Source organism: Pirellulales bacterium (genome assembly GCA_035546535.1).
Taxonomy (GTDB): Bacteria; Planctomycetota; Planctomycetia; order Pirellulales; family JACPPG01; genus JACPPG01.
This window is the reverse complement of the sequence record DASZWQ010000040.1, coordinates 1-17,035: the sequence shown is the minus strand read 5'-3', so window position 1 is coordinate 17,035 and position 17,035 is coordinate 1. Positions and strand designations below refer to the sequence as shown.

General features: G+C 62.3%; 11 protein-coding genes. 4 read left to right on the top strand and 7 right to left on the bottom strand.

The features are described from left to right. Positions 1-281 precede the first annotated feature (281 nt). A complete protein-coding gene (locus VHD36_05025) occupies positions 282-2,780 on the top strand; it encodes a sodium-translocating pyrophosphatase (GenBank protein HVU86659.1) in 2,499 nt (832 codons plus the stop codon). A 168-nt stretch (positions 2,781-2,948) separates the two neighbouring features. Here VHD36_05025 and VHD36_05020 read toward each other — a convergent pair whose 3' ends face one another. The 3 genes from VHD36_05020 to VHD36_05010 all read right to left on the bottom strand — a co-directional run bounded on the left by VHD36_05020 (position 2,949) and on the right by VHD36_05010 (position 5,613). Beyond that, entirely contained in the window at positions 2,949-4,112 is a 1,164-nt protein-coding gene (locus tag VHD36_05020) for a hypothetical protein (protein HVU86658.1), read from the bottom strand. A gap of 91 nt (positions 4,113-4,203) precedes the next feature. Further along, complete coding sequence (locus VHD36_05015; GenBank protein ID HVU86657.1) at positions 4,204-4,980, bottom strand: 3-ketoacyl-ACP reductase; 777 nt, start codon at positions 4,978-4,980, stop codon at positions 4,204-4,206. Between the two features lie 69 nt (positions 4,981-5,049). Then, a complete protein-coding gene (locus VHD36_05010; GenBank protein ID HVU86656.1) occupies positions 5,050-5,613 on the bottom strand; it encodes a hypothetical protein in 564 nt (187 codons plus the stop codon). Between the two features lie 319 nt (positions 5,614-5,932). Here VHD36_05010 and xylB point away from each other — a divergent pair, with 319 nt between their 5' ends. Then, positions 5,933-7,465, top strand: a complete 1,533-nt coding sequence (xylB, locus tag VHD36_05005) for a xylulokinase (GenBank protein HVU86655.1) — start codon at positions 5,933-5,935, stop codon at positions 7,463-7,465. 130 nt (positions 7,466-7,595) lie between these two features. Next, on the top strand, positions 7,596-8,552 hold the full coding sequence (locus tag VHD36_05000) for an ornithine cyclodeaminase family protein (protein ID HVU86654.1): 957 nt from the start codon (positions 7,596-7,598) through the stop codon (positions 8,550-8,552). Between the two features lie 143 nt (positions 8,553-8,695). Here VHD36_05000 and VHD36_04995 read toward each other — a convergent pair whose 3' ends face one another. The 4 genes from VHD36_04995 to VHD36_04980 all read right to left on the bottom strand — a co-directional run bounded on the left by VHD36_04995 (position 8,696) and on the right by VHD36_04980 (position 14,745). Next, positions 8,696-11,155 carry an MMPL family transporter gene (locus VHD36_04995; GenBank protein ID HVU86653.1) on the bottom strand — a complete coding sequence of 820 codons (2,460 nt, stop codon included), beginning with the start codon at positions 11,153-11,155 and terminating at the stop codon, positions 8,696-8,698. 292 nt (positions 11,156-11,447) lie between these two features. Further along, positions 11,448-12,257 carry an SLC13 family permease gene (locus VHD36_04990; GenBank protein ID HVU86652.1) on the bottom strand — a complete coding sequence of 270 codons (810 nt, stop codon included), beginning with the start codon at positions 12,255-12,257 and terminating at the stop codon, positions 11,448-11,450. Continuing rightward, positions 12,250-13,197, bottom strand: coding sequence for an SLC13 family permease (locus VHD36_04985; protein HVU86651.1), 948 nt, complete (start codon positions 13,195-13,197; stop codon positions 12,250-12,252). The genes VHD36_04990 and VHD36_04985 overlap by 8 nt, the downstream gene beginning before the upstream one ends. Positions 13,198-13,332: 135 nt before the next feature. Continuing rightward, positions 13,333-14,745, bottom strand: a complete 1,413-nt coding sequence (locus tag VHD36_04980; GenBank protein ID HVU86650.1) for an SH3 domain-containing protein — start codon at positions 14,743-14,745, stop codon at positions 13,333-13,335. A gap of 329 nt (positions 14,746-15,074) precedes the next feature. On the opposite strand from VHD36_04980, the gene VHD36_04975 reads away from it, so the two are divergent. Continuing rightward, positions 15,075-17,035 (top strand): class I tRNA ligase family protein (locus VHD36_04975; protein ID HVU86649.1); only part of this gene is annotated, 1,961 nt, incomplete at its 3' end.

The following is a 17,035-nucleotide window of genomic DNA, read 5'->3' as shown; positions in this document are numbered from 1 at the left end:
TCTTTGGGGACCTATAGTTACACTACTGCCCATACAAGGGGGTCTTTGGGCGGGCAGTCTTTTTGCCTGCCAGGGGATGGTACCGCTGTCCGGGCATTTCATCCGGGGCCAGCGGGGCCAGTCGATCAGACCCTTTTGAAGCGCGGTTGCCTGGTGCATCTCGAGCGCGGCCGCGGGTCCTAAAGAAATCGTTAACGGTGTCGCCGTGTTGAGTTGCGGCGGCCCGACGAGCACTAAATCACCGCATAAGTAAGAGTCAAACACCGTACCGGAGACAAGCCGTGAGATCGTTGCGCACCCTGCCCACGACTGCGATGCGTCTGGCACTCGCCTCGTTCGTGTTGGTTCTCTTAAGCTCGACTGTCCTGGCGAGCGAAGCCGACCTCGCCATCCCGGATTTGAATGCCGGCACGTTCAAAATTGCCGGAAACGACATCACGGCTTGGAATCTGTTGTTTTACGGCTCGTTCGTCATCGTCGGGACGTTAGGCATCAGCTTGTACTTGCGGCGCGAGATCAAGAACTTGCCGGCTCACCAGTCGATGCTCGACGTGGCCGAAATCATCTTCCAGACCTGCAAGACCTACCTGGTCCAGCAGGGCAAGTTCCTGATGATGCTCTTCGCCATCATCGCCGTGGCGATGATGTATTACTTCGTCGGCCTGCAGCATAAGAGCGTCGGCACGGGCCTGATGGTGCTGGCTTTTGCCTTGGTAGGTATCACCGGTTCGTACTGGGTGGCCTGGTACGGCATCCGCGTCAATACGTACGCCAACGCCCGCACCGCCTTCGCGTCGCTCCGCGGCGAACCGTGGGACGTGGTCAATATTCCGTTGCGAGCCGGTATGTCGATCGGTTTGTTCCTCATCTCGCTCGAACTCGTGATGATGGTCATCATCCTTTTGTTCGTCCCCCGCGAGATCGTGGGCATCTGCTTTTTGGGCTTCGCCATCGGCGAATCACTGGGCGCTTCGGCCTTGCGTATCGCCGGCGGTATTTTCACCAAGATCGCCGACATCGGCTCGGACCTGATGAAGATCGTCTTCAACGTCAAGGAAGACGATCCCCGTAACCCGGGCGTGATCGCCGACTGCACGGGCGACAACGCCGGCGACTCGGTCGGCCCGACGGCCGACGGTTTCGAAACGTACGGCGTGACGGGCGTGGCCTTGATTTCGTTCATTACGCTGGCCCTCGATCCGGCCACGCAGTCGGACCTGCAGGCCAAGCTGATCGTGTGGATTTTCGCCATGCGGTTCTTGATGGATTTCATGTCCGGTATCTCGTACCTGGTGAATCAGAAAATTTCCGAAGCCCAATACCGCGGCAAGAAGGAATTCGACTTCGAAGTTCCGCTCACCCGCTTGATCTGGATCGCGGCGATCCTCTGCATTTCGACCTCGTTCTTCATGAGCTGGCTCTTGATCGGCGACCTGGTCGTCGGCGAAAAGGCCATGCCGAATCTATGGTGGCAACTGGCCTCGATCATCAGTTGCGGAACGCTGGCCGCGGTGTTGATCCCGGAATTCACCAAGGTCTTCACCAGCTCGCACTCGAAGCACGTACACGAAATCGTCACCGCTTCGAAGGAAGGCGGCTCGTCGCTGACGATCCTCTCCGGCATGGTCGCCGGGTACTTCAGCGCCTTCTGGATGGGCCTGCTGATCGCCGGCCTGATGGGCACGGCCTACTTCGTCAGCCAGCAAGGCTTGGACAGCATCATGCAAGTAAAGCTGTACGGCGAATCGCTGCCAGCGATCGGTGTCGGCTCGATTTTCGCCTTCGGCCTCGTGGCCTTCGGCTTCTTGTGCATGGGCCCGGTAACGATCGCCGTCGATAGCTATGGCCCCGTGACCGACAACGCCCAAAGCGTTTTCGAACTGTCGCAGATCGAGTCGATTCCCGGCATCAAGGACAAGATCAAGGGCGAATTCGGCTTCACCCCCGATTTCGAAGCGGGCAAGCATTATCTCGAGGCCAACGACTCGGCCGGTAATACGTTCAAGGCCACGGCCAAACCGGTGCTCATCGGCACCGCCGTCGTGGGCGCCACGACGATGATCTTTTCGATCATCCTCATGCTCGGGCACGCCAAACTGCTTCAGATCAGCCTGACCGACGCTCCGGTGCTGCTGGGCTTCATCTGCGGCGGTACGGTGATCTTCTGGTTCTCGGGCGCCTCGATGCAGGCCGTTACGACGGGTGCCTACCGAGCCGTCGAGTTCATCAAGAAGAACCTCGACCTCAATAAGACCGAGGCCGATATCAACGATTCGAAGACTGTCGTGCGTATCTGCACCCAGTACGCCCAGGCCGGCATGTGGAACATCTTCATCGCCCTCATGTCGCTGACGCTGGCCTTTGCCTTCTTCAACCCGAACTTCTTCGTCGCCTACCTGATCGCCATCGCTGCGTTCGGCTTGTTTCAGGCCATTTCGATGGCCAACACCGGCGGTGCCTGGGATAACGCCAAGAAGTACGTCGAAGTCGATATGCGGGAGAAGGGGACCGATCTGCACGCCGCCACCGTCGTCGGCGATACGGTGGGCGATCCGTTCAAGGACACCACCTCGGTCGCCCTGAATCCGATCATCAAGTTCTCGACTCTGTTCGGCTTGCTGGCGGTGGAAATCGCCGTCGAGATGAAGCAAGCGGCGATCGAGAAGTCGACCACCGACTACACCGGCGTCGTCGGAGCGGTCATGCTCGCCATCGGGCTGGTCTTTGTTTGGCGTTCGTTCTACGCCATGCGAATTCCGCAGAAGTCGGCTGCCCACTAAGGACGCCCAGGCTGTTTACGGTGTCACAACAGCGGCCAGGCTCAACGGGAGTCTGGCCGCTTTTTTTTGCGCGAATACTGCAGAGATTTCCCCGTGGGGTGCCCTGCGTCACCCGCGGTACGGAACCGCGCAACGTCCAGCTTGGCCCTCGTGGTGCCGCAGGGCACCCTACGTATCGTCCGGAAAAACCAGCTTCAGCGATTGCAGCACCAGGAAGATTCCCAGTACGCCGAGGATTAGATACGGCGCGTAGCCGAAAAATGGCATACCCGTAATGCTGGCCAGCGCGGCCGCGGCGAGCAGCACGACCAGGGAAGCCAACAGCAGGCCGCATCCCACGGAGGTCATGGTCCCCTTGAACGTGCCGTGCTCGGAGTGCTCTTCGTCGTGCAGTTCGATCGTGCGTCCCTTGGCGAGGCTCCGTGCAATCGCCTCGGAAAGCTCCACGTCGCGGCACGCGTCGGGCCAGGTGGGTGCGGAGGGTCGACCGGCAATTGCGTTTTGAAATTCTGCAATTGCCGCAGACGCCGGATCCCAGGCCGGGAACGATTCCTGCACTGTCCGGCCTGCGGAAATGATCTCCAGCGTGGTCGCCTCGCCCGCCGCGGGCAAGACGAGCGTTGCCTTCCCTTTGTCGCCGCGCGCGAGAATCGTCGCGCCCGGTGCGTGATCGGCCGGACTGACGCTCCAGCGAGCCAGCACGCCGCGCGGACCAGTCAGTTGCACGCCCAGATTGGCATAGTCCGCCTCTTCCTTTCCACCCGGCGCCAAGGCCGACACGCTTGTCAGCTCGCCCGCCACCATGCGTAGCAGTTCCACATCGCCCGCAAATTGCCGCACGACCAGGGACCGGTCGCGATCGGCTAGTGCACGTTCCATGACAATTTGCTCGACCGTCCCAATGGGGGACGCCGCACCATCGCCGACGATTCTGGCCAACCGTTTCAGCCCTTCATGCCAGCGATAAGGGATGTACGGCAGCATGACGCAGCCGGTTTCAGCACGGATCATATCGAGTTCGTAGCAGATGAGCATCGAATCATCGACCGGATGCGTGAGGATGAGCGGCACGCCCGCCTGCACGAGCTTGCGCAACTGTTCGGCCCGTAGCTCGGGATCTGTGCCGCGGCTGACGATCACCGCGTCGGCCATGTCACTGGCCAACAGCGCTTCCCAAAATTCGACGAACTGCACGCGCGGCGCCAAGGCTCGCAACTGATCCTCGGCCCCCGCAACGTCGCACGCGCTCGCCAGCACGTGCTCGCGACTGGCGGCCACGCCCTGGGCAAGCTCCAGGGCGTCAGCGTCCATTCCCAGCAGGGCAAATTTCATCGGAAGTTCCTGGGCCAGTCGATGACGAAGTCTCGTCACGCGAAGGGGCAAAGACACGTGCTGCTCGACAACGGCTACCGACAATTGTCCGTCACAGCCGTCGGATATGGAAGCCGCCGTCGACATTGATGCGCTCACCCGTGCTGTAGGGCAGTGCGTCGCTGACAAGGACGCCCACGGCGCGGGCGACGTCTTCGGGCTCCCCCCAGCGCCGCTGCGGCACCAGCCCTGCGGCCATTTGCTTGTCGTATTTCTCGCGGACCGGCGCTGTCATGTCGGTGGCAATCAGACCAGGGCAGATTTCGAAGACCTGAATCTGCTCTGACGCCAACCGCTCGGCCAAGAGCCAGGTCATGGCGGCCATACCGGCCTTCGCGATGCAATAATCGGCCCGGTCGGTGCTCATGGCGTACGCCGAGATCGACGAGATGTTGATGATCTTTCCGCCGGTCGTCACGCGAGCGCGAATGAGCTCGATCATGCGTCGCGCCGCCAATTGCGCAAGGAAAAACGGGCCCTTCAGGTTCGTGCCCAGTACGTGATCCCAGTTCTCTTCGGTTGCTTCCAGCAAATCATTTCGGCCGGGAGAGGTGATTCCGGCATTGTTGACGAGCACATCCAGTCGGCCCCCGAACTCAAGGGCCCGAGCGATGAGCGATTCTCGATCCTCGCTACGCGCGACGTCCCCCTGCACGCCGATCGCATGCCCGCCCGCGCGATGGATCGCGGCCACGACCTCATCGGCCGCATCCTGCCGCCGCAAGTAGTTGACCAGCACGACGTGCCCGAGCCGGGCCAGTTCCAGGGCAATCGCACGACCAATTCCGCGCGAACCGCCGGTGACAAGCGAGACAGGTGTGGCGGTCATCGTGCCAATGCGAGATAGATATGCGTCGTCGTTGCTTCGGTCTTCAATTTACACACGTAATGGGCGCCGCTACAAGTCGCCACGTTTGTGCGAGAGGGCAAATGTCAATTGCCGGTGAATCTCTTCCGCTTCGTGCAAGAATAACGTCCGATAAACGCCGTGGACGGCTGCCGAGTACACCGCCAGCAAAGCCAGGGCGCCAGCTAAGTACAGTAAAACACGATACGCACCGATGAAAGCAGAGGCGACGCAGAATAGTGTCAACAGTCCAATCGCTAATGCGACGACGAACCCTCCAGCGCTTCGCGCCGGCTCGATTGTCGCGGTCACGCACGCGCCCGCGGACGTGCTCTCGATCACGCCGCGTACATTTATGCGGGGGACGGAAAAGGATCCCGAAACCGGCAGGACCAGACACAGGTCAAATCCGCTTAAGGCGACCTGTCCCTGAAATGTGCAAAATGGTCCCGCCGCAGCAGGCGCGAGCGCGGCCAGCAGCGAGCCCCGCCAACTCGGCTTTTGCACATGCGAACGCAAGCACTCGGCGACCGCCTCTGGCGAGCTCGGCACATCAACGCGTATCGTCTCGCTCAGTTTGAGCGAACGCAACCAGCTGACGCCTTGAGCTTTCATGACGTGGATTCCGACACTACCTTCGATCATTGCATAATGATACGTCGCCAGCGAGTACCCATGGAGTGCGAGATCGAACCCGCTCTCGGCTACCCGCGAGTTTTCGGCGCTGTGGTTACGTACCGCCCCGCCAGGCGCTCACATGCATTCAGTCTCCAAGTGCCCGGTTGTCGCTCGCCGCTTGCCCGGGTTAGAATCTCGCCACAGCGCTCGATTGCGCCCTAATCGATACTCACTTCCCAGGTCGCGGTCCGGGTCCAATCGGCCACCAAGCGCGGAACGACTACTGACTACTGACTACTGACTACTGACTTCGCCCATGAGTCATTTTCTCGGCCTCGATGTTGGCACTTCAGGAACCAAGGCGCTCGTCATCGACGAGTCGGGCACGATCCTGGCCAGCGCCATGGAGACGTACCCCTGCTATCACCCTCGCCCTGCCTGGAGCGAGCAGGACCCGAACGACTGGTGGCAAGCCACGACCGCGGCCATTCAATCGGTGATGAAGAAAGCCAAGCTCCGTCCGGCCGACGTTGCGGCCATTGGCCTTTCGGGCCAGATGCACGGCTCGGTCTTTCTCGATAAGCGCGACCGCGTGATCCGCCGCGCGCTGTTGTGGAACGATCAGCGGACGGCGGCCGAATGCGCCGAAATCGAAAACCGTGCCGGCGGTCGCCGCAAGTTAATCAAGATGGTCGCCAACCCGGCACTGACCGGCTTCACGGCACCGAAGATTCTGTGGCTACGAAATCAGGAACCGCGCCATTTCGACAAGCTGCACAAGGTACTGCTGCCCAAAGACGAGATCCGCCGCCGCCTGACTGGTGAGTACGCCACCGAAGTAAGCGACGCCAGCGGCACGCTTTTGTTGGACGTCGCCAAGCGCCGCTGGTCGAGTGCGCTACTCTCGAAGCTGGAACTCGACGAAAGCCTGCTGCCACGCTGCTACGAATCGGAAGAAGTCACGGGCAAGCTCACGCCGCAGGCGGCCGAGGAACTCGGCTTGTCGACCGATTGCCTGGTCGTTGGCGGAGCCGGTGACTGCGCCGCCGGCGCGGTCGGCAACGGTATCGTGGCCAAGGGAATCGTCTCGACGTCGATCGGCACCTCGGGCGTGATGTTCGCCCACAGCGACACGGTCGAGATCGATCCGGAGGGACGCATCCACACGTTTTGCCACGCCGTTCGCGGCAAATGGCACGTCATGGGCGTGACGCTGGCTGCCGGCGGCTCGCTGCAATGGTTTCAGAACGAGCTGTGCCACATGAACGGCGCGGCCGGCGATGCCCCGACGGCCGACTCGTACGAGATCTTGAACCAGGAGGCCGAAAGTGCCCCGGCCGGAAGTGACGGCTTGTTCTTTTTGCCGTATCTATCGGGCGAACGCACCCCGCACGCCGATCCGCACGCCCGCGGGTGTTTCATTGGGCTATCACTGGCCCATCGGCGCGGCCACCTGCTGCGCTCGATCATGGAAGGGGTCGCCTACTCGCTGCGCGACTGCCTGGATATCATCCGCGGCTTGGAAATTCCGGTGCGCGAGATTCGGGCCTCGGGCGGCGGTTCGAAAAGCGCCCTGTGGCGGCAGATTCAGGCCGACGTCTTCGGCCAGAAAGTCGCCACGATCAACGCCGAAGAAGGACCGGCTTACGGTGTCGCGCTGTTGGCGGCCGTCGGCGCCGGAGCATTCAAGAACATCCGCGAAGCATGCGCCGCCACGATCCGCGTGGTCGATAGCACAGCGCCGCAGCGCGGGAGTGTGAAAACCTACGATCGGGCGTTTCCCGAATATCAACAGTTGTATCGTTCGCTGCGCGACGATTTCCGTCGCATCGCCGATTTGCAAGAATAACGGCGTCGGACGAGCAGTCGTTCGTTACGCGGCCGTATAATGCTCGCGGCACGCGGAGAGGCGTAGTGCCGCCGAGCGGTCGAGGATTCGCGGGTCAGGCCGGGCAAGGTTTTCGCGCAGGAGGTCGATCATGGGCGTCCTCTACCTTACCGAAGCGGATGTCACGGCGCTGATCGACATGCCGCACTCGATCGCGATCGTCGAGGAGGCGTTTCGCCACCTGGTAACGGCCGAAGCCGAAAATGTTCCGCGGGTGCGCGCTCGCGCGCCCGGCATCATCCTGCACAGCATGATCGCCTCGGCCGGATACCTGGGCTATGTCGGCTGGAAGTGCTACACCACCACGCGCAACGCCGCCCGTTTTCACGTCGGCCTGTACGATCAGGCCACCGGCGCGCTTGTAGCGCTGATCGAAGCGGATCAACTGGGCCGGCTGCGCACCGGCGCCACGACCGGTGTCGCCCTGCGATCGATGGCCCCGTCCGATGCGCATGAGCTGGGCCTGTTCGGCGTCGGCAGGCAGGCGGAAACGCAGCTTTTGGCCGCGGCCGCGGTGCTGCCGCTGCGCCGCGCGTTCGTTTACAGCCGATCTGAAGAGCGGCGGGAACGATTTGCCGAGAAGATGCAAGCGCAGCTCGACGCAGAAATCATCGCCGTCGACCGCCCGCACGAGGCCGCCGAAGATTTACCGATCGTGATCACGGCCACCAGCAGCTCGACGCCTGTCTTCGATGGCGCAGCGCTCGCCGAGGGAACGGTCGTCTGCGCCGTAGGCGCCAACGCCCTGTCGCGCGCCGAGATCGACGCCACCACCGTGCGCCGCGCCGATACGATCGTCTGCGACAGCGTCGCGGCCTGCCGGCACGAGGCGGGCGATTTTGTCGACGCCGTCGAGAAAGGCATCTTCGATTGGTCGCGGGCCGTCGATCTGGCCCAGGTCGTCGTCGGGCGTGCCGTCGGCCGCACGCGCAACGGTGGCGTGGCGATCTTCAAATCCGTCGGCCTGGCGATCGAAGACGTCGCCATGGCGGCCCGGCTGGTGCAACTGGCCAAAGAACAGGGACGTGGAACGACCCTGCCCATTTGAGCAGGCAGTAGTCGGTAGTTCGGTAGCCAGTGATCGGGACTCGATGGAAGTCAGCCGTTGAATTTACTGGCTACCGGCCACTGATCACCGACGACTCTTCACTGCCCGCTGCCTACTGCCCTCTGCCGGCTAAATGCTGCGCTCTAATTACTGCTGACCGGGCGCCGCGTCGGTTCGATGCGCGGCGATTCATCCAACGGGCGAAGGCTCTTCGGGGCGGGCGGCGTCTGCCGTGGCGGCTCCTCGGCCGCCGTGGGCTTTTTTTTCCGCGCACCGCGGGCAAACAGCGTGCCCAGCGGACCAGCGAGAATCGCGGGAAGAATCAGCAAGTTCGCCAGCAACGTCGCGGTCAAAAGCGCGATCGTCATGCAGCCGAAACGCTGGGTCGGCGTGAAGGGGCTCAAGGCGAACACGCTCAAGCCCAGACCGATGACGCCCCAACTCTGGTACATCGCGCGGCCGCAATGGTGATAGGCAGCCTTCACCGCTTCACGCTGCGTGGCGCCCGCGGCAATCGCCCGGCGGTACTGCAGCATGAAATGGACGATATCGTCGACCGACACGCCCAGGGCCACGCTCGGTGTCATCACGGTCCCGATATCGATGACGATGCCCAGCCAGCCCATCAGACCGAAGACCACGATCGGCGGAAACACACTGGGCACGGCGAGAATGATGCCCGATGTGAACGAACGCATGGCCACCACGATAGCCACGAAAATCAAGATCAAGTCGGTGATGAATCCGGTCACCAGGCCATCGAGCAACGAGTTTTGGGCCTTGTAGACCAGCGGCACCAGACCCGTGTAAGTAGCTTCCAGACCGGCGGCGGAATCCGGCCCCAGCTTGGCACGCATGTCGTCGAGCACCGGCTCGACCTTGGCCTTGATGTCGGCGACGAACTTCGCGTAGTCGACGTTCTTCAGAGCGCTGACGCGGGCGCTGACGCGCCACATCTCGCGGCCATCCTTCTCGCGCAAGTAGTCGCTATTCAGATACTCGTCGCGATGCTCTTCGAGCTTCTTATTGCGAACGTCGGCGGCAAGCTTCTTTTCGTCGCGCACACCGGCGACTGAACCGACAATGTCGCGCAGGCCGCGGCGCTTCTTCGGCTTGGGCACGTCCGGCTGATCGATCTGCCCCAGGTTGGCCGAGAACGTAGCTGCCGACAGGCTCTTACCCACCTCGGGAATCGTCTCGACCTCTTTCTGAACCCGTTGCACCAGCTCCATCCGTTCGAGGAAATTCAGCCGAGCGGTGAGCGGATCGATATTGATCACGACTTCCATTGGGATCAGGTTGCCGAGATGTTCTTCCAGCCATTCATAGTCGGTCACGACCTTGGCCTTGGGCGAGAAGAGCCGCATCAGTTGCACGCTCGTCTCCATCCGGTACATACCGAGCGCACAAAAGCCGATCACGGCCAGACCGGCGGCGGTCATGATCCCGTTGTGCCCAATGATCCAGTCGCCGACCTTGCCCCAGTTGCCAAAAAACGCTGGATCAATCGCGGGGCCTTGCGCTTCGCCGCTCGCCTCATCCGTCAGCGGCCAGCGCTCGAAGGCGGCCGGCATGAAGAAGAAGAGGAAGAGCAAGCTGAACACCACGCCCACGGCCGAGTAAAAGCCGAACAACTGAATCGGCACCAGCTCGCTATAGCACAACGTCAACAGACCCACGGCCGTGGTGCCGGTTGCGAGGCTCAAGGGTAGCCAGGCGTGCTTGATGGCCCGCATCGGCGCGCCTTCGAGCCCACCTTCGTGGATCGAATCGCGGTAATAATTCGCCAGGTGGATGGCGCCGGAAATTGCCGCCACGTAGACCAGCGATGGCATCGTGAGCACGATGGCGTTCATCTCGCCGCCCGAGTACCAGACGAAAGCCAGACTGGCCATCGCACTGTACACGCCGGCGCTGAGCACGATGGCGACCAGCTTCACGCTGCGCAAGCACCACCAGGAAATCGCCAGGCCGATGAAGCCCGCCAGCGACGCCAGCCGCACCAGGCTCTGCTCGCCGGCCAGGTCGATGGCCACGTTGTCCGAAGGGGGTCCGCCCATGTGCAGGGCATCGTGCTTGATGTTGCACTCTTTTTCGGCGGTGTTGTAGATCTTGCCGATTGTTTTGCGCAGGCTCTTCTTTCCCTCGGGCGAGAGGGTCAGCACCAGGCACGTCTGCTTGCCGTCCTGACCGATGAGCGAGCCGCGCAGCCGCTCGACCGCCTCGGAATGCGTGATGTTGATGGGCGGCTTGGTGAGGGTGTCGATAATCGCGGGGCCGGAGAGGGCCTTGGTAAAGTAGCGCGCTTCGGCGGGCACCTCGTCGCCCTCCTCAGGCACGAGCTTGCGCGACAAAAGCGCCAAGCGCTCATCATCCAGCGTACAGCCGTCCCAACTGACCAGGACGAATTCTTCGCCCTGAAAATGCTTGCGGAACTCTTGATAGACCTGCGTCTCTTCGTACTGATCCGGCAACCATTGCTCGACGCGATTCTGATTGCTGTTCAGCGCGCGCCGCGCGCCGGCAAACGAGATCGGCAGCAGGAACACGGCGATCAGCAAGATCGCAGGGCTATGGCGAGCGTAGAAATCGCGTTTAGTCATTCGCCGGCAACCGGATCGCGTTCAAAGAAGTGCTTCCATGCGTGGTGCGCCCGCAGCAGCCTCTCGCAGGGCGCCACCACAGCGGTCCGCATTTTCGAGATACCAATGCGAGATTCGAGCCGTCCTCGGCGGTGCCATCAAAGCGCGCAGCCTGGTAGCACCACGAATCCTTCGAGGGTACCTGGAAACGCCGCATGCGTCCAGCCCGATGCGGCCCGTTGCACGCAAGTGCCAGCATACGATTTGCCACGAATTCCGCGACGATTCGCCGCGATGATCGCACTCACGCCCGCTAAAACGGCCAGATGAAAGGACTAAGCGCCACGGTCACGATCATGATCAAAATATCCAGCGGCACGCCAATCTTTACGTAATCGTTAAACCTGTAACCGCCCGGTCCATAAACCATCAAGTTGGTTTGATAACCGATGGGCGTCGCAAAGCCGGCCGAGGCCGCCATCATCGTCGCGATGACGAACGGCATGAAGTTCACGTTCAAATTCGAGGCCGTTGCCAGCCCCAAGGGAAACATGAGCGCCGCGGCAGCGTTATTCGTGATCAATTCGGTCAACAACAACGTGACCAGATAAAACATCGCCAGCGCGATGAATGGTTTACCCTGCGCCACGCCGATCATCCCGTCGGCTAGCGCCTTGGCGGCGCCGGTGTTTTCCAGGGCTTCGCCAAAGGCGAATGAAGCAGCGATCGCCAGCAGAATGGGCCAGTCGATCGTGCGCCGCGCGATGGCCGCCGTGCAGCAGCGCGTGACGAGCATCGCCGCCGCGGCCACCAGCGCCGCCTGCAGCATGCTCAACATCCCGGTCGCTGCCAGCGTCACCATCGCCGCCATGATGCCCAGGGCCAGAAACGCCCGCTCGTGCCGCAACGGGTTCGAGTTCTCCAATTGGCTGACCAGGAAGAAATCGCGGCTGTTCCGCTGCTGATCGACAAACGACGGATGGGCTTCTACCAGGAGCGTGTCGCCCGGCCAGAGAACAACGTCACCGATCTTTTTGTTGATGCGCTCACCGTTGCGCGCCACGGCAACCACTACGGCGTTGTAAACCGTGCGGAAATTGCCGTCGCGGATGGTCTTACCCACCAGGGGGCAGGTGTTCGACACCACGGCTTCGATCAAGCAGCGCACATCGCGAGGTGACTCGAGCTTGAAGACCTGGTCCGTGGCCGGCACGAGCCCGCGCGTCTTCTGCAAGTCGACGACCGATTCCACGATGCCCACGAACACCAGCCGATCGTTCTCGCGCAATCGCTCCTGAGGCGAAACGGCCGGCAGCACCAGGCCATCGCGGTCGATTTCGGCCAGGTACACGCCCGGCATCCTCGATCGATTTGCCAACGAGCGGACTATCGGCGGCTACCAGCATTTCGGCCGTGTAGCTGCGTGGATCGTCGCTGTGGCTGATCGCGGGCCGGCGGTCGGGCAACAACCATTTGGCGGTTAGCATAATGAACGCACAGCCGGCGATCGCCGCCGGAATGCCCACCTTGCTGACCTCGAACATCGCCAGACCTGTGCCCTGCGATTTGATGTACAGGCCGTCGACAACCAGGTTGGTGCTGGTGCCAATCAAGGAGCACGTACCGCCGAGAATCGCGGCATAGCTCAGCGGGATCATCAGCTTCGAAGCCGCGATCTGCTGCCGTTTGGCCCAATCGTTCACGACCGGAATCAACATTGCCACGAGCGGTGTATTGTTGACAAACGCGCTAATGGCCGTGACCGGGATCAAGAGTCGCGCGATCGCGGCGGCCGTTGTCTTGGGCCGGCCGAGCACGCGCATGGCGATCAGATCGATGGCCCCGGTCTCGCGCATGCCGGCGCTGACGACGTACAATACGGCGACCGTGACCAGGCCCTCGTTCGACAGCCCGTGTACCATTTGGGCCGGCGTCAGAATGCCGGCCATCATGAGCACGATCAGTCCGCCGATCAGCGCAAGATCAGGGCCGACGGCCGTAAAGATCAGCGACGCCAGCACGCCGCCCAGCACGAACAACGTGAATCCCGCCTGCCAATTCATGCCGTTCTGCTATTGCTCCGCCAAAAGCGCAGGAAAAGGAACGAGAGCGTGCGGCGACTCCCCGCGCGCCGCCGGCTGCCCAGCAATATAGTGGCTCACGAGTTCGCGCCAACCGGCCGCCGGCACGGCGCCGGGCTATCGCAACGTGCGCCCTTCGTCGATCAAGGCCACGCGTTTCGCCGTCAGATGACTGGTCTGGGCGTCGGTCATGTAGCCCAGCGTTCCCTGCACGCCTACTTCGCGCCCGATGAAAGGACGCAAATTCACGCCCGGGGCCGCCGTGACGAATTGCTTCACCTTGCCGTCCTTGTCGACCAGGGCATAGCCGGCCACGCCCGACTGCGCCGGATAGACCTGGGTCAGCTTGCCGACCCCGTCGAAACGTTCGTCCATGGGCACACCCAACGACCCGCCGAGCGAGGCATGAATAGCGTCCTGGTTGCGCAAATCGGTGGCCCGCTGGGCCATGGCGATCTTGTCGGCCCGCTGCTTAATGTCGTCGAAGCGCGAGATCTTGCGCTGCACCAGACGCACGCGGCCGCGATCGAGCGCCGTATCACTGCGCGAAAGCAACACGTCGCTGCGCTCGCGCAGCGGTGCCAGGTTCCAACTTGCCGGCTCCTTGGCCACCTCGGCGGAAAGCTGGAAATCGAGTTCTTCGAGCTCCTTCATCAAGCCGGCGTCCCCTTGCGGCAAAGGCGCGCGTCGCGACGCCTGGCTCGGCCGGCGCCGTTCGGCCACTGGCTCGTCGCGATCCTCATCGCGCACGCGATGCGATGTCGTGCGGTGCGAGACCTTCGATCGCTCGACGTCGCGGTCGTCGTCGAGGCGCTCGTTCGCGTCGCCGTTGTACTTGATGGCGAGTGCCTGCGGTCCTCGCCGCGGCTCATCAGAGTCATCCTCGTCGGCGTCGCGGCGTCGATCGTGTCGCGCCGCGCTGCGCTCGTCTAACTCTTGTTCGTGCTGCTTCGCATGCCGGGCAATAAGCAGATTGTTGTGTGCGTCGCGCTTGCGGACCTCGCGCTCAGGCCGCTGGCTGGAGACGAACTGGCCCGAAACCCAGCGGAACTCGCCCGCGGGGGGCGAAATCTTGTACCACGTCTGCGCGGCCGGCCCGGTGCCGATCCGCTTGGCCTCGAGCACCTCGACCAGTTCGTTTTCGTCGAGCCGTACCTGAATCACGTCGCGAATGTCGCTGAAGGCGCTGCCGACACGGGCGACGACGCGTTCCCCCTTGACCCGGGCCATTTTTCCTTCGCCCGGCTCGACGTATTCCGCCGACACCCAGCTAAAGCATTCGGCCGGCGGGCGAATCGCGTACCAGCCACCCGGGTCGTGTCGATAAACCTCGACGCGGTCGCCGCGCTGCAAGCGGAGCACGGGATAGTAATTCTGTCCCGGCCCGCTGCGCACATAGACATCGTCGGTATTGACGAAGGCGTGATAGGGAAAGTCGACATCGGCGTCGTCGCTGTCGAACTCTTCGGCCCAACCAGGGCCAACGAGCGCGAGGCAAACAATCCCCGATAAAAGGTGTCGCAGTGGCATCGAAAGCCTCCTCGCCGGCCAATCGGGGCGAGTTGCCTACGGAATCGTGGTTGAAACAAACCGGGTAGAAGGGGCCGAACTTGTAGCCGAATCGACGCGTCGTCTCAAGAGCAGTCGCTAGTGAACGCAATAAGCTGAGACGCGCGATGCTCGGACGGTGCCGCGGCAGCTCGGCCGCCTGCCGTCAGCGGCAAATCGCGACGGTGACGGGGTTTGCCGCCGCGCAAGCCAACAATTAGAATCAGCCCTCCGATGGCCACGGACGCCCGCCGCGGCAGCCACTTCCCGGCACTTTTTTCCGCCGCCAGTGCGGCACAAAGATACTCGCCATGCCCCGATATAACCCTGCCACGCTCGAACCGAAATGGCAGCAATACTGGCAAGCTAACCGAACCTTCGCCGCGCCCCGCATGCCGGCCGGGCCGAAGATCTACGTGCTCGACATGTTCCCCTACCCCAGCGGCGACGGCCTGCACGTCGGCCACCCCGAAGGGTACACCGCTACCGATATCGTTTGCCGCTACCACCGCATGCGCGGACGCAGCGTGTTGCACCCCATGGGCTGGGACGCCTTTGGCTTGCCCGCCGAGCAGCATGCCATTCGCACCGGCACGCCGCCACGTACGACGACCGAAAAGAACATAGGAACCTTCCGTCGCCAGTTGCAAATGCTGGGCTTCAGCTACGACTGGGATCGCGAGCTCAGCACGACCGACACCGATTATTTCCGCTGGACGCAGTGGATTTTCTTGAAGCTCTTCAACTGCTGGTTCGACGCCGACCAGCAACGGGCTCGGCCGATCGACGACCTGCCGATTCCATCGGACGTCGAAGCCGGTGGCGAAATCGCCGTGCGGCGCTACCGCGACGAACACCGTTTGGCATACCAGCTCGAAGCGCCGGTGAACTGGTGTCCGAACCTGGGCACAGTCTTGTCGAACGAAGAGGTCAAAGACGGAGTGAGCGAGCGCGGCGGCCATCCGGTGGTCCGCATTCCCTTGCGGCAATGGATGCTGCGCATTACCGCCTACGCCGAGCGATTGGAAAAAGATCTGGAGCAAGTCGACTGGCCCGAAGGAATCAAGGCCCTGCAGCGCAACTGGATCGGCCGTAGCGCGGGCGCCGAAGTCGATTTCTGGATCGCCGACGCCACGACGGCAACTGCCGCGGCCCCGGCCGCTTTCACGGCCTGGCAATCAGAGCGCAAGACGTCGGGCTTCCCGCGCAAGCCCGGTGACGAAGTGCTGCGCATCTACACGACGCGACCCGATACGCTCTTCGGCGCCACTTACATGGTAATTGCGCCCGAGCACCCGCAGGTCGAGCGATTAACCTCCACGGCGCAGCGCGAGGCGGTACAAGCCTATCGAGAGCAGGCCGCGCGGAAGAGCGATCTCGATCGCACCGATCTGGCCAAGACGAAGACCGGCGTTTTCACCGGGTCATTCGCCATCAATCCTGTGAACGACAAGCCGGTGCCGATTTGGGTGGCCGACTATGTCCTGATGGGCTACGGCACTGGCGCCATCATGGCGGTGCCGGGACACGACACGCGCGATTTCGAATTTGCCAGGCAGTTCGACATTCCGGTCGTCGCCGTCGTCGATCCAGGCAAGGCCAAGGAGGTCGATCGCGCAGCGGTGCTGGCCGGCGATGCACCGTTCACCGAAGAAGGCACCGCGATCAACTCCGGCTCCTACGACGGCCTGCCGACGGCGGAGTTCAAGCAAAAGATCACGGCCGATTTGGCCGCCCAGGGTGTCGGCCGCGCGGCAGTGAACTACAAACTGCGCGATTGGCTCTTCAGTCGGCAGCATTTCTGGGGCGAACCGTTTCCGATCTTGCACGAGCTAGGGCCCGACGGACAGCCGAACGGGCAGATTCGTGCTCTTGCCGAGAAAGACCTGCCGCTCGACCTGCCCGAGATGAAGCATTTCAAGCCGCATGGTCGACCGGAGCCGCCGCTGGAAGAGGCGCCGGAGGATTGGCTATACCCGGTCATCGACGGTGTGAAGTACAAGCGCGAAACGAACACCATGCCGCAATGGGCCGGCTCGTGCTGGTACTACTTGCGCTTCATCGATCCCAAAAATAGCCAGGCGCTCGTTGACCCGGCGCTCGAAAAAGCGTGGATGCCGGTCGACTTGTACGTCGGCGGTGCCGAGCATGCCGTGTTGCACCTGTTGTACTCGCGCTTCTGGCACAAGGTGCTGTACGACTTGAAGCTCGTGAGTACGCCGGAACCATTTACCAAGCTCGTTAACCAAGGAATGATCCTGGGCGAGGTGGA

Coding starts and splice junctions, on each gene's coding strand:
- VHD36_05020 (HVU86658.1), bottom strand. CDS start 4,112: ATGAAATTTGCCCTGCTGGGAATGGACGCTGACGCCCTGGAGCTTGCC.
- VHD36_05015 (HVU86657.1), bottom strand. CDS start 4,980: ATGACCGCCACACCTGTCTCGCTTGTCACCGGCGGTTCGCGCGGAATT.
- VHD36_05010 (HVU86656.1), bottom strand. CDS start 5,613: ATGAAAGCTCAAGGCGTCAGCTGGTTGCGTTCGCTCAAACTGAGCGAG.
- xylB (HVU86655.1), top strand. CDS start 5,933: ATGAGTCATTTTCTCGGCCTCGATGTTGGCACTTCAGGAACCAAGGCG.
- VHD36_05000 (HVU86654.1), top strand. CDS start 7,596: ATGGGCGTCCTCTACCTTACCGAAGCGGATGTCACGGCGCTGATCGAC.
- VHD36_04995 (HVU86653.1), bottom strand. CDS start 11,155: ATGACTAAACGCGATTTCTACGCTCGCCATAGCCCTGCGATCTTGCTG.
- VHD36_04985 (HVU86651.1), bottom strand. CDS start 13,197: ATGAATTGGCAGGCGGGATTCACGTTGTTCGTGCTGGGCGGCGTGCTG.
- VHD36_04980 (HVU86650.1), bottom strand. CDS start 14,745: ATGCCACTGCGACACCTTTTATCGGGGATTGTTTGCCTCGCGCTCGTT.